Origin of the sequence: Microcystis ichthyoblabe FBCC-A1114 (assembly GCF_050500245.1) — a bacterium.
GTDB classification, from domain to species: Bacteria; Cyanobacteriota; Cyanobacteriia; order Cyanobacteriales; family Microcystaceae; genus Microcystis; species Microcystis ichthyoblabe_A.
The window spans coordinates 2092905-2105748 of record NZ_CP191408.1; the positions used below are offsets into that span (position 1 = coordinate 2092905).

The following is a 12844-nucleotide window of genomic DNA, read 5'->3' on the forward strand; positions in this document are numbered from 1 at the left end:
AGATAAACCATCACCCATACTATCTTTATATCACGTCCAAAAGCCTGTTAGCCAGATTAGCCCACACCACACTTAAACCCACAGCTTCAATCAATGGGCATGGTGCGTTCCCCAAAATCGATCGCTGGAGCAGTGGGAGTCAGATTAGGGAACGCACCCTACAAGATTGGCGATCGCACTACAAGATCGGCGATCACACTGCTAGTAACCTCGATAATCACAATGGCAGCTTTCGGCAGTCCGCTCCAGCCGAATTGTTAGCCTGGGTGATGGGCAACTTTTAATTCTCGTTTTGCACGCCGAATACACCACCTAGCTGGTCGAACCTTGCTGCTGTCACGCAATTCCTTAAGGCGAATCTCAAGTTCACTGAACCTGTTTTTTAGCTCACTTTCATCTGCTGTCTTAGCTGCTTGATAGCCTTCTACTAAGCTTTGTAATGCTTTTATTAATCGGCGGCATTCGGCTTGATGATCATCACACTTAAAACCTGTATGGATTCCTGTAAGAATTGCAGCTACTAGAGATAAGCTGCCGCTAACTAGCTCCCAAGTGACACCCCAAAACTTAGATTGACCGAGAAGTGTAAATCCTGCTATGAGCGGTAACACGATCCCACACCCTCTAGAAAAAGCTCCAAAAGGCTCCAATACCCCAAGCCAAATCTCAAAAGCTCTTTGTTCTACTTTGAGTTCATACTCACGTTGGCTAAACAAGTCTAAAACTCGCTCAATTTGTTCGTGGTTCATCAACTTCCGTAATCCAAAAATAGAGTTTTGTGTTTGCCCGAAAATTTAGACCGTTGACATTTTACCAGTACAACGTATGGACGGGGTGCTGATTGAGCCTGAACCTGATTTACAGATAATTTACCTATTCCTAGTGGATTGATGACTAGGAGCAAACTTAGTAGAAATGCACTGAGAGAGAATAGAGGATTACGGCGAGTTTTCATGAGAGTGAGCTTGTAGGGCTGTAATTTCTTCGTCTAAAGATAAGCACCCTGTAAAAGATTTCATCCATATGTAAGTAATTTCCGGACAAACGCCAAAAGGTGAACTTGTGGCTGCTGTCTCAACCAAGGTCTAGCGGGCTAACGGTCTAGTTGAGCCGCCCAGACATCTCATGTTTCTCACCAATAACCTCTAGGGAGTCGGCTCCAACGCAGTGTTATGCTGATTACTGAGTTTGCTTACACTCAATAATATTGAGGTAAAACTTTGTTAACGTCCCCCAATGATCACCCTCTCAATTGATAACTTATAACTGAGATAACATCGTGTTTAAAACTAGGAAACAAACAGCATAAATGAAAATGCCACCAATTTTAGTTGCAATGGAGAATGAACCAAACAGAATAAACATTATCACAGCAACACTGATGATGAGTGCGAATATGAGTTTAACTTTTTTAAACATTTTAAATATTTCCATTCATAACTCCCAAAGACTAAAGCTACTACAACGATAAAACTCATTGGTAGTGTAGTTGGATTACTCTAACTACACTATCTTTTACTCATCCGATGTAATGCACTCGGACTGGTAAACTTGGAACTTTTCTAGAAGAGATTTCTCAAGAAGACAAGAAATTCATCTCCATATGTTCCTAATAATTTTTTCAGCCCAGGAACGTCAATGTCTTTGCCAGCTTGCATCAGTTGATGATGAAGTTGCAAAATTAGAAGATCATCTTTATCAACATCCTTATCCCCATCTTTATCAAACTTTTTAATAAACTTTAGGCGGGCATCATTAAAGTCAAAGTCACCGTCACCATCCTCATCAAGCATCTTCAATGCCGCACTTTTTATATCATTAAAGTCAATCATTTTTGCCTCTGCAATACTTTTAGGTTTTTAATAGAACTTCTGAGCATCAAAATCAATTTTGTAGTCTAGCCGCTACCTCCTGAAGTATTCTTGTCTTCATCTTTGGATGTGTCTGACTTCTTTTCTTCACGTTTAGCAGATGTTACTTCATTAAAAAAGAAGCCTGTCACAGCAGCAGCAAATGGAGTCAAGAATGAGTAAAGACTTTTCGCGGTACTATCAACAGATGTAATACCTTTCTGTATATTATCAACCTCCTCTTTGCTACTCTGAGTTCCAGGCTGAACCCCAGAAATCTTGTTGCTTAGTTGAATGACTACACCTAAGTGAAAACCTATTACAGTAGCTGTTCCCGACCATAGTATTATCGCCATTAATCCTGAAATTAAAAGCTTGAAATTTGTATCTGGAACCAGATTTGTAATTTTGATGTCAGGCTTCATATTCATATGGACATTACTCATATACGCTGGGAAGCATAACTACATATTATAGGTCAACTTTCCGTATAACACTCTTGAAAGTAACAATATGTGGAAACTTTCCGTATATCACTCCATTTAGGCGCAATCGCCAGAAGTTTTCCCTATATAACGCCCAAAAGCCTGTTAGCCAGATTAGCATATTGCCAAAAACCTTGTTTAACTAAATTCCTGACAATTAGGCTCATTCTAGCGATGATTCCTCTGTCTGACCGCACCCCTTGACAAAAATTTACAATTATTCGACCTTTAGCGATCGCTATCGGGAGATAGTTGTTTTTTGTTACAGCAGTGGGGAGAAGGGAGCGGGTTTTTAAAGTGGGATTGGGAGTTAATCATGCTATTAAAAACCGATTCAGTATAAAGACCCCGTTATGCCGTGTCCCTACAGATAGACTTCAACGGCCCTAGCATTCGCCGCGTCACGGAATAAAAATGCGTCTTGCGCCTTGATAATCTTCAATATCAACTACAATATCAACCAAACGGTTAACGCAACGATCTCGATAATCTGGCTCGGCAAGTAGTCGCTCAATATTACCGATTGTCACGACGGGTAATGATGTGGGGGTATTTTCCTCCCGCATCACTTGCTCCAGGGAATCTTTGCCTTTCATACTTCGGTTAGCGGTGATCAGGATCATCTGATTGGCTTGGGCATACCGCCAAACAACACGATCATCGCTCGTGACAGCTAACCCAACTTCTTCAAACAGAATAAAACGAATCGAGATCAAGTCAAGCCAACCACTCGCAGCAAGGACTCCGGCGAGGACAAGAGAATGCCCTCGTAAGTTATGATCAACTAGAAAATTCCTGCCCGTGATGCCAACTTGGCTTTTTCCGCTTGAAGTTTTGCTCGAATGGCTTCTGTGCCAGGTTTTGGCGGCTTAGCAGCAATACGGGCAACTCGCTCACGATTTTGCTCTTCATAGTATAGTCGGAGTTCTTCAGCTTCTTTGAGAACTTGCTGGTACTCAGCTTCCACATCCGCACGATGAGCCTCAATATAAGCCAGGGCAGTGTTAATTTGCTCTTCCGTCAGATCAAATAATCCCTGAATGAACTTAGGTGGATATTGAGCAGTCACATAATCCATTACATCATAGAGGGTGATGCGGGTTCCTGCGATTGTCAGTCCTCGCTCTGTACGAATGATAGCGGTTTGTTTATTTGATGCGAGCGTCATAGCTATAGTCTCAGTCTTTCACCATCTCATTCCATATTACCGCATGAAAAAGTAAGGTGAGCAAACGCCCACCCTGACTACTAATTCGCAAGCTCTTTAATCCTCAACCCAGACTTTCAAAATGTATTTCAGCCTCGTTCCTGCATCTAGCCAGTAGTGAACTCCAATATCTGGCAATTCAGTATCATTTGTGTGAGCATCACCAGGCCCCGTACTACACGATCGGCGATCAAATTTAGACCACAGCTTCAATCAATGGGCATGGTGCGTTCCCCAAAATCGATCGCTGGAGCAGTGGGAGCCATATTAGGGAACGCACCCTACAAGATCGGCGATCTGCTATGCAGTGCCTTCGGCATCGCACTGACAATTAGGCTCATTCTAGCGATGATTCTTCGATCTGACCGCACCCCTTGACAAAAACTTACAATTATTCGACCTTTAGCGATCGCTATCGGGGGATAGTTGTTTTTTGTTAGAGCAGTATGGAGCAGTCTAACTGATGGCTATATTTCCAGATTATCGCCCGCAGGAAACCAATCTTCATCGAGAATTTGTTCAAGGGAACCAATGGGAATAGCGGGGAAAGTATCGAGGGGTAATTGAGAGCGGTCACTGGCATTTTTTCGGGCTGAAAGATAACATTCATCAAAAATTTCGAGAATATATGGTTTCAGACTAGGACTATCTTTAAGTTCATCTAATATATCGAGACGAAAAGTTCTAATCTCTCCCTTCCAGTGACCTTCGTTTCTCTCTCTTTCTGCCGCCCAATATTTGAGCTTAAGTAAATGTTCTAATAATCGGGTTAACAGACTTTTAATTGTGCGCTTTTCACTCCTTCCCATACTTGCTAATTCCTCCAGTAAATTCTCTAAATCTACCCGCTCAAACTGTCTGGCTTGCAGTTGATTAATAGTAGTTCTAATCCAGAGATAAAAGTCTTCTTCGTACTGGGTTTTATTATCCATAATTTACCTCTATATATTACTCGTGGTCATTAGTAGGAAACCAATCTTCATCGAGAATTTGTTCAAGGGAACCAATGGGAATAGGGGGGAAAGTATCAAGAGGTAATTGAGTTCTAACTTGAGCCTCTTTTCTAGCAAATTGATAGCATTCCTCAAAGATTTCCAGAATATAGGGTTTCAAACTAGGGCTATCTTTAATTTCTTCGATTATTTGTCGGCGAAAGTTGAGAATTTCTCCCTTCCAGTGACCCTCATTTCTAGATTTTTCTCCTGTCCAGTAGGTTAGTTTCAGCAAATGTACCAGCAATTGAATCAAAGGATTTTCAATTTTGCGTTTTTCACTCCTCCCCATACTTGCTAATTCCTCCAGTAAATTCTCTAAATCTACCCGCTCAAACTGTCTCGCTTGCAGTTGATTAATAGTAGTTCTAATCCAGAGATAAAAGTCTTGTTCGTACAGAGTTTTATTGTCCATATATACTTAGTTAAACTGAATAAAACGAGGATAATCATCAAAATTAACTATACAAACTAGCCACATATTCACCGTAGCCATTATAGGGCAGGGTTTCGATAATTTCCCAAGATAAATCACTTCTACTGCCGATAAATTTCTCCGTTGCTTGCGACCAACGGGGATGGGGTTTACTGGGGTTAACATTAGCCTCAAAATCGTATTCGTGAGCGTCAATTGTGTTCCAGTAGGTGGCGGGTTGTTTGGCGGTAAATTCAATTTTTACTATCGATTTTGCTCCTTTAAAACCGTATTTCCAAGGGATAACCATTCGCAAAGGTGCGCCGTGTTGTTTTGGTAAATCATGTCCGAAAATTCCCACAGCAAAGAAAGCTAATTCGTTGTCCATTTCTTCAATTCTTAAACCTTCTGTATAGGGCCAGGGTAAGGGACCTAAATGTAATCCTGGCCCCTGGGTAATTTCTGGATCATAAAAGGAGGTAAAACGGACGAATTTTGCTTCGGGTTTTGGTTCCACTGCCGCAATTAAAGCAGCCATGGGAAAACCAAGCCAAGGTAAGACCATTGACCAAGCTTCCACACAACGAAAACGATAGATTCTTTCTTCGAGAGGAAAGGTTTTTTTAATAGTATCTATATCGTAGGTCTGGGGATTTTTTACCAATCCTCCCACTTCTACCATCCAGGGATTCGTCGGTAGTTTCTGCGCTTTTAACCAGATATTTTTCCCCCCTCCGAACTCATAAAAATTGTTATATTTCCCCGCTACAGTTTCGGCAACTACGGGACGATTTACCGTTAAAAACTGCGGATTTTTGCTGAACCCTTCAATTTTAGGTAATTGCAAACTTTTTTCTAAAGCTTCCGAGGAGGAGGATTTACCACAAGAAGTTAATAATAGGGAACTTCCCGCAATTCCTGCCCCGATTAACCCCTGTAAAAAGCGACGACGGTTAAAATAAACACTTTCGGAAGTAACTTCATTTTCGGAAATTTGCCAGGATTTAGCTAAACGAATTAAGACCATAATTATCCCCAATTTTATTGACAAAAAAGCAGAGTTATGATATGGGATACCACAACTCTGATTGTACAATATTTTGTCAGTTTTTTTAAGAAATTTCGGCGAGCATGGGGGCAGTCACCAGAGGTTCCCGTCGTCCTTTTAAGACCATGGGAACTCCTCGCGAGGGAGCAAGGGTGACACCGCGGCGACTGGGTTTTTCAGGGGTATTATTAACTAGAGTTAACTGATAATTGGCCAAAATTGTGGCGATAGCGATTTTCATCTCGTAGATAGCTAAAACTTCCCCAATACAACGACGCGCTCCACCACCAAAAGGCATATATTCGTAGGGGGTGAATTGTTTTTCTAAAAAGCGTTCTGGTTTAAAAGTATGGGAATCGGGGAAAGTTTGCTCACGGTGGTGAGCTAGATAAATACAACCCATAAGAATTGTCCCTTTTTCTAAAGGATAACCATCTAGTTCTACCGGTTCTTGCACTACTCGCGGAAAAGTTAACATTGCCACGGGATGAATGCGTAAAGTTTCCGAACAAACCGCCGAAAGATAGGGTAATCGAGTTATATCAATGGGGTTAGGATTATCTCCTAAAGTGGCTATTTCTTGGAGAATTTTTGCTTTAATTTCTGGATAGCGATGAGTCCAGTAGAGCACCCAAGATATAGCGGTGGCGGTGGTTTCATGACCTGCGAATAATAAGGTCATTAATTCATCGCGCAATTCCTTATCGCTCATCGGGTTGCCTTCTTCATCCCGGGCCGACATCAGTAGTGATAAAATATCGCTACGATTGGGGTTAGGATTAGCTTTTCTTTCGGCAATTTCTGTATAGATAATATCATCAATTTTTGCTTGGGAACGCTGGTATTTTCCCCAGGGACTCCAAGCACCCAAATCAGCCTGCAAAATTGGGAAAAATAACAAAGAAACCATCACCGGAGAGTTAAAAATATCGAGCATTTCAGCCAGAATTTTTTTCAGGGTTTGATAACGTTCCCCTTGACTAATTCCAAAAACTGCCTCCATAATTACTTGTAAAGCAATCGCTGTGGTCGCTGAACGGGTCTTAAAAGGTTGATTTTCTGGCAATTCTGCCATTACTCTTAGGGTAATATCGCGGATTAAATCGCCGTAGAAACGCATTCTTTCCCCGTGAAAAGGTGGCAATAAAAGCTGACGGCGTTTTTTGTGGATGTCTCCGTCTAACATGATGACGGAATAATCACCAATAATCGGGGCAATAATCCGATTGGCTTCCCCTGGCGCCGAAAATTTTTTACGGTCATTAGTTAAAACCTGTTGTAGGGCCGAAGGACTGCTGACAAAGATAAAATTATCTACAGTTAAACCCACTTTCGTGCTAAAAATATCGCCATGCTTGCGGGCGGCATTTTCCATAAAAGCTACGGGATTAATGATCCATTGTGCCATTTGCACGAAGGTGGGGGCTTTGACCTTGGGGATGATTTTCATAGATTGATTGCTATATCCAATGCTAATTATTTCTAATTGTGACATTTTTTCCCCAGAGACGACAAGGTGTAATATCAAGTAAACGGCAAAAATTACCCGGCTGTTGCTTGTCTTATCTTCTCAGAAAGACTGGGATTTTCTGGGAATTTTTAGGATTGGCTTTCTGGTCTAAACAATGATAATCGGGGTAGAATAGCCCCAGTTCTATTTAATTCGCTTCTATGGTTCAATCTCTTTTTTTTCATTCCTTATAGGGACTTTTTATGATTATTTCCAAGTTTTTGCCCTCGGAAAAAACTGTGATTATCAGGCATTTGCTGTTATTAACTACATTTAGCCTTGTTTTTCTCCTGACTACTCCCCCCGCTTTTGCTGTTGAATCCAGTGCCTCCACTGGTTTTAATCCTCAAACTATTCTTTTCCATGCCTTAACTTGGGTGGATAGTTTGGGGGCTGTGGGAGCGATCGCGTTTATAATTATCTATATTCTAGCTACTGTGGCCTTTTTTCCCGGTTCAATCCTGACTTTAGGGGCTGGTGTAGTTTTTGGCGTGGTTTTAGGCTCTTTTTACGTCTTTATCGGGGCAACTATCGGCGCTACTGCCGCTTTTTTGGTGGGACGTTATCTGGCTAGGGGGTGGGTGGCGGAAAAAATTCAAGGTAATAATAAATTTCAAGCTATCGATGAAGCTGTGGGAAAAGAAGGCCTAAAAATAGTGCTTTTAACCCGTTTATCTCCCATATTTCCCTTTACTCTGCTCAATTATGCCTATGGTGTCACCGGGGTTTCTCTGAAAGATTATCTAATAGGTTGCGCGGGCATGATTCCGGGGACGATAATGTATGTCTATATTGGCTCTTTAGCGGGCAGTCTTGCCACTATCGGGACCTCGGCACCAGCCACTAACCCAGTTTTATTATGGACTATTCGCCTTATTGGTTTTATCGCTACCGTTGCCGTCACCCTCTACGTCACAAAAATTGCCCGTCAGGCCCTGGCATCAGTTCTCAGTGAGTAAACCCCTCAATCGCCATCCCCACCCCACTCCGTCCTTGGGTGGGGACTGACGCGGATTTGTTGACAGGGACTAAAAGAGAGCCGGTGCTGAGAAGTAAGTCCATGGTTGCCAATCACTTCTAGGTGTTGAGCAGTGCCATAACCCTTGTGACGAGGGAGGCCATAATCGGGATAGCGTCCGTGCCAACGAGCAATTAAGTCATCGCGCCAGACTTTGGCCACGATACTAGCCGCCGCAATTACCGGCGATTGTTGGTCTCCCTGAATTACCGCCTTTTGGGGGATTGACAAATCTTTAATAATGTGCTTGCCATCGATCAAACAGAGACTGGGGGAAAGGGGTAATTTCCCGATAGCTCTGCTCATTGCCAGTAGAGAGGCATGAAGAATATTCAAGCGATCGATCTCTTTCACCGTAGCATAACCGATGCGACAAACAAAATCCCGTTGTATTTGCTGGCTCAATTTTTGCCGTTTTTGGGGGCTAAGTTGCTTACTATCCTTCACCCCCAACTCCCACAGCTGCGGAAAACCAGAGGGGACAGTGACCACTACCGCCGCCACCACGGGGCCAAATAAAGCCCCGCGCCCCACTTCATCGACACCAGCAATTAAGGGTTCTGCGCTCATGACTCATCGACAGTGGCGGAGGAACGACGACGACGACGACGCAGCACCGCAGTTTCAGCCTCTACTTGTGGCTCCTCCGTCACCTCGGCGCTCACCGGGGTTTCTAAAGGAATGACTTCGCCGAGAAAAACTGGAGTTTCGGGCGCAATCGGTTCGGGCGTAAAACTCGCTGGCGGACTAGCTTCTTGGTTGATTTCCTGACTAACTTCGCTAGTGGTGGAACGACGACGACGGCGCACCAAGGAACGATTTTCGGCTTCCTCGCCAGTTTCCGTCGCCTCTATGGGGGAGGTGGCGGCTGTGTCCTCGGCCTCTAGGGTAGGAGTCAAGGATATTTCAGGAGTGGCAGCCGTTTCTGGGTTTTCCGCTTCCCTTTCCCCTGGCAGTTTCACGGAAACAATCACCGATTTCGGGTCTTTAAACTCCTTATCCACGAGAATCAGGGGAGAAATGCCCATTAAAGAATAAACTTCCTGTTCTACGGGGGTCATTTCCACGGAAACCCGCTCCCGTTCGGTGACGGGGATATTTTTGCCAGCACTGGCATCTTCTCCTCGTTTCGAGAGACGGGCGGGGCGTTCTCGTTTTTCCTCAAGGCGTTGGGGTTCTGATTCCGGCTCGATTTCGTTGTTAACACCGTTAGTAGAGGCTTTTTCGCCCCGTTCCTCTTTGAGTAACAGTTCCGAGGGACGACGGCGACGGCGACGACGAGAATTATTAACCTGTTCTTGATAGTTGGGATGGAAGGAAAGATCTATATCTTGGGCGTTTTCTTCGGCCTCAAATTCGGAGAAAACTTCTAGATAGGGTTCGGCCGCCGCAACGCTAGGAGCGCTCTTATCGGGTAGAACTTTTGTATTAGTCGTGGCGATGACAAGGGTTTCTTTTTCCGCGCGGCTAAGGGTGGGGGTTTCTAGGGCGATGGCGTTGCCTTCTCCGGGTAGATGGGCTAAATGGCCCAGTCCGCCGCAATGGTCACAGGTTTTGCCAAATAATTCATAAATGTTTTTCCCCTGACGCTTACGAGTTAATTCCACTAACCCCAATTCCGATAATTGGGCAATCTGGGGCCGGGCTTTATCGCTTTTCAGGGCTTTATTAAACAATTCCAGCAGTTTCAACTGGTCGCGACGGGAATCCATATCGATGAAGTCCACCACCACCACACCGCCGATATTTCTCAAGCGCAGTTGTCGGGCGATTTCTGTGGCAGCCTCGCTATTAGTCCAGAGTACGGTTTCCCGGGCCGTGGCCGAACGGGTAAAGGAACCGGAGTTAACATCAATTACCGTTAAAGCTTCCGTCGGTTCGATGATAATGTAGCCGCCGGAGGGTAAATCAACCCGGGGTTTCAGGGCCTCGCGAATGGCGGCGTTAACCCGGAAATAGTCGAGAATTGGCTGGGTTTCCCGATGGGAGTCGATATAAACCCCTTCGAGAGCTTTGCCGCCGCCCCAGTTCGTCAATTGCTGTTTAACTCGTTTTACCGCCATCGGGTTATCCACAACAATGCGATTGACATCGGCACTGTACATATCCCGCAAAACCCTTTGAATAAAGTCATCATCGCGGTTAAGCAGGGCCGGGGCGCGGCTGCTGACGGCCATCTGTTGGATGCTCTCCCACTGTTTTTGCAGAAATTCCAAATCCTCGATAATCGCTTCTTCCGCTTTGCCTTCGGCCTCGGTGCGTACCAGCAACCCCATCCCCGCCGGTTTGACCAAAATCCCTAAAGCTCGTAAACGGGAGCGCTCGTCTTCACTGCGGATGCGACGGGAAAGATTCACCCCGCGACCATTGGGCATCAATACCAGATAACGACCGGGGAGAGTGACATTTCCCGTTAGTCGCGGTCCTTTATTGCCAGTGGGTTCTTTCATTACCTGTACCAGCACTTTTTGCTGGGGGGCCAGTAATTCCGTGATAGCACCGGCGGTTTTTTTCAGTCTTAGGGGACCCAGGTCGGTGACATGGATAAAGCCATTGCGTTCCGCATCGCCAATATTGACGAAGGCTGCATCTATCCCGGGGATGACGTTTTCTACTAATCCTAGATAGATGTCGGCCACCTGTTGATTACCTGTGGCTACAACTAATTCCTGAATTTGATCTTCCCAAAAAACAGCCGCTATATGGTGTTGTTCGGCTATGATTATTTGTTTTGGCATTCAATTTCCTCAATCTTTCGGTTTCAAAAGCGACGGACCATGGGCTATTTGTCTATGCTTTGAGGCTACTTCCGGAAATCTGGTCTTGTTAAGAAAGTTCTAAGAAGATGAGTCCGCATCGTTAAAGCCTCATCTTGATATTCATCTGCCCCCCAGACGTGGGAACTGAGTCTTGGTTTCAGTTGTTAAGTCTGTTTGGCAAGTGCTGGCTTGACCCACAATTGGACAAGCACAGCCAGGAGACGAGATTTTCAATTAATCCCTGAGTCTTGCTCGATAACAGCATTTTTTATCCGTTTCCGCCGGTTCTGTCTATCAGAATCTAGGAAAAAAGGAGTTTTTGAGTTACTCCCCTCGGCAACAGGTTTCTGTGGAAGGGAAAATAGCGCACTTTTCGATTTTCCAAAAACCACGATTCTTTTAAGAAATGCTTTAATCGAGTCTTATAGACGACTATAACTCACTCGGTCACTCTCTGACAAGACGATAATCGGGGAAAAATGATCGATTAACAGTTGACTGGAGATACTGACCATAAAGCACTAAGGGACTTGCGTGGGAATAATATCCCAGCCAGAAAATCGCTCTGTAGAAGAATCAGACCGGCCAGATGGCATATTATCAAAGCGCAAGTCCCTTAGCTGCGGAGGCGCTCGAAGGCTCTCCCCCTACTTAGAGTGATCAGCAAACCTGAACGCTCGGAGGGCGCAAGCATTGCGCCCCTACAGTAACGGATTTTGTCCACAATGTAGGGGCGAACTGCGTTCGCCCAAAAGGTAGATTATCAAAGCGCAAGTCCCTAAATAATTACTCATAATCTAGTATGACCTGCACCCATTTGGGCGGACGAGGAATCGGATTACCGAGGCGATCAAGAACTAATAACGCCACTAAATGCACGGCAAATAAGTATAATAAACTATTGACAAATATGCCCACAACTGCTATCGATTGCACTTGCAGCAGCGTCGGTTTAGCGAGAATCCCTAACTGGGTGAAAATCCAATCAATAAAATTAGTCGCTTGGGTAATCACATATAACCAGAGATTTTCGCCTAAAAGAATTGAAAACAGCCAAAAACGAAAGAATAAACCAAAAGCCCCCAACAGTCCCCCAGTCAAGATAGAAAATTCCCAGCGCGCACCCCGGCGCCAGCATAGCCCCAATTGTACCCCCATCAAGCCGTGGGGAATCAAAAAGACAATACTGCGAGTCGGTCCCATCAACACCGACAAAAGTAAACTAGAAACTAATGCTGTCATCCAAGCACAGCGAGCGCCCCAACGTAAATAGGCTAAAGCGATAGGAATCGGGAAGAAAACCCTTAATAACGGTCCGAGGGGAAAATAATAATCAATTAACCAGATTAAACTGGTAGCACTGGCCAAAAAAGCCGTCTCCACCGTGATCAGGGTAGAGATAGACTTGAGGGGAGATGGTTGGATAGGTTTAGCAGTGGGTTTATCTAGGGGTTTCCCTTCTTCCCCGAGATCTACCCAATTGGTTTCATCTATTGTCTCTTCTGAGGATTGAGCGGGAGCATTAGCGTTAGAATCGTTCATTCTATCAGTTATCCGGTG

General features: G+C 44.5%; 13 protein-coding genes. 1 reads left to right on the top strand and 12 read right to left on the bottom strand.

What is annotated here, in order from left to right:
• Positions 1-257: 257 nt before the first annotated feature.
• The 9 genes from ACQY1Y_RS10155 to ACQY1Y_RS10195 all read right to left on the bottom strand — a co-directional run bounded on the left by ACQY1Y_RS10155 (position 258) and on the right by ACQY1Y_RS10195 (position 7447).
• A complete protein-coding gene (locus tag ACQY1Y_RS10155) occupies positions 258-749 on the bottom strand; it encodes a hypothetical protein (RefSeq protein WP_004158426.1) in 492 nt (163 codons plus the stop codon).
• Positions 750-1562: 813 nt separating this feature from the next.
• Positions 1563-1832 (bottom strand): hypothetical protein, encoded by a 270-nt coding sequence (locus ACQY1Y_RS10160; protein WP_004158427.1) that lies wholly within the window; start codon positions 1830-1832, stop codon positions 1563-1565.
• A gap of 65 nt (positions 1833-1897) precedes the next feature.
• Positions 1898-2296 carry a hypothetical protein gene (locus ACQY1Y_RS10165; RefSeq protein WP_149106483.1) on the bottom strand — a complete coding sequence of 133 codons (399 nt, stop codon included), beginning with the start codon at positions 2294-2296 and terminating at the stop codon, positions 1898-1900.
• A gap of 440 nt (positions 2297-2736) precedes the next feature.
• Positions 2737-3141, bottom strand: a complete 405-nt coding sequence (locus tag ACQY1Y_RS10170; protein ID WP_043998521.1) for a hypothetical protein — start codon at positions 3139-3141, stop codon at positions 2737-2739.
• Entirely contained in the window at positions 3120-3503 is a 384-nt protein-coding gene (locus tag ACQY1Y_RS10175; protein ID WP_004158430.1) for a DUF433 domain-containing protein, read from the bottom strand. The genes ACQY1Y_RS10170 and ACQY1Y_RS10175 overlap by 22 nt, the downstream gene beginning before the upstream one ends.
• A 506-nt stretch (positions 3504-4009) precedes the next feature.
• Complete coding sequence (locus ACQY1Y_RS10180) at positions 4010-4474, bottom strand: DUF29 domain-containing protein (protein WP_430014502.1); 465 nt, start codon at positions 4472-4474, stop codon at positions 4010-4012.
• 16 nt (positions 4475-4490) lie between these two features.
• Positions 4491-4949 (bottom strand): DUF29 domain-containing protein, encoded by a 459-nt coding sequence (locus tag ACQY1Y_RS10185; protein ID WP_287730241.1) that lies wholly within the window; start codon positions 4947-4949, stop codon positions 4491-4493.
• A gap of 43 nt (positions 4950-4992) precedes the next feature.
• On the bottom strand, positions 4993-5976 hold the full coding sequence (gene msrP / locus ACQY1Y_RS10190; protein ID WP_430014503.1) for a protein-methionine-sulfoxide reductase catalytic subunit MsrP: 984 nt from the start codon (positions 5974-5976) through the stop codon (positions 4993-4995).
• A gap of 85 nt (positions 5977-6061) precedes the next feature.
• Entirely contained in the window at positions 6062-7447 is a 1386-nt protein-coding gene (locus ACQY1Y_RS10195; RefSeq protein ID WP_430014504.1) for a cytochrome P450, read from the bottom strand.
• 263 nt (positions 7448-7710) lie between these two features.
• On the opposite strand from ACQY1Y_RS10195, the gene ACQY1Y_RS10200 reads away from it, so the two are divergent.
• A complete protein-coding gene (locus ACQY1Y_RS10200; RefSeq protein ID WP_103113244.1) occupies positions 7711-8466 on the top strand; it encodes a TVP38/TMEM64 family protein in 756 nt (251 codons plus the stop codon).
• A gap of 5 nt (positions 8467-8471) precedes the next feature.
• Here ACQY1Y_RS10200 and ACQY1Y_RS10205 read toward each other — a convergent pair whose 3' ends face one another.
• The 3 genes from ACQY1Y_RS10205 to ACQY1Y_RS10215 form a co-directional block, all read right to left on the bottom strand.
• The gene (locus ACQY1Y_RS10205) at positions 8472-9095 is read right to left on the bottom strand and encodes a ribonuclease HII (protein ID WP_430014505.1); all 624 of its coding nucleotides are present in this window, start codon (positions 9093-9095) and stop codon (positions 8472-8474) included.
• Positions 9092-11263 (bottom strand): Rne/Rng family ribonuclease, encoded by a 2172-nt coding sequence (locus tag ACQY1Y_RS10210; RefSeq protein WP_430014506.1) that lies wholly within the window; start codon positions 11261-11263, stop codon positions 9092-9094. Before ACQY1Y_RS10210 ends, ACQY1Y_RS10205 begins: the two co-directional genes overlap by 4 nt.
• 807 nt (positions 11264-12070) lie before the next feature.
• Positions 12071-12826 (bottom strand): DUF2232 domain-containing protein, encoded by a 756-nt coding sequence (locus ACQY1Y_RS10215; protein WP_002732287.1) that lies wholly within the window; start codon positions 12824-12826, stop codon positions 12071-12073.
• Positions 12827-12844: the final 18 nt, after the last annotated feature.

Coding starts and splice junctions, on each gene's coding strand:
- ACQY1Y_RS10200 (WP_103113244.1), top strand. CDS start 7,711: ATGATTATTTCCAAGTTTTTGCCCTCGGAAAAAACTGTGATTATCAGG.
- ACQY1Y_RS10205 (WP_430014505.1), bottom strand. CDS start 9,095: ATGAGCGCAGAACCCTTAATTGCTGGTGTCGATGAAGTGGGGCGCGGG.
- ACQY1Y_RS10165 (WP_149106483.1), bottom strand. CDS start 2,296: ATGAGTAATGTCCATATGAATATGAAGCCTGACATCAAAATTACAAAT.
- ACQY1Y_RS10160 (WP_004158427.1), bottom strand. CDS start 1,832: ATGATTGACTTTAATGATATAAAAAGTGCGGCATTGAAGATGCTTGAT.
- ACQY1Y_RS10155 (WP_004158426.1), bottom strand. CDS start 749: ATGAACCACGAACAAATTGAGCGAGTTTTAGACTTGTTTAGCCAACGT.
- ACQY1Y_RS10215 (WP_002732287.1), bottom strand. CDS start 12,826: ATGAACGATTCTAACGCTAATGCTCCCGCTCAATCCTCAGAAGAGACA.
- ACQY1Y_RS10180 (WP_430014502.1), bottom strand. CDS start 4,474: ATGGATAATAAAACCCAGTACGAAGAAGACTTTTATCTCTGGATTAGA.
- ACQY1Y_RS10175 (WP_004158430.1), bottom strand. CDS start 3,503: ATGACGCTCGCATCAAATAAACAAACCGCTATCATTCGTACAGAGCGA.
- ACQY1Y_RS10210 (WP_430014506.1), bottom strand. CDS start 11,263: ATGCCAAAACAAATAATCATAGCCGAACAACACCATATAGCGGCTGTT.
- ACQY1Y_RS10195 (WP_430014504.1), bottom strand. CDS start 7,447: ATGAAAATCATCCCCAAGGTCAAAGCCCCCACCTTCGTGCAAATGGCA.
- ACQY1Y_RS10185 (WP_287730241.1), bottom strand. CDS start 4,949: ATGGACAATAAAACTCTGTACGAACAAGACTTTTATCTCTGGATTAGA.
- msrP (WP_430014503.1), bottom strand. CDS start 5,976: ATGGTCTTAATTCGTTTAGCTAAATCCTGGCAAATTTCCGAAAATGAA.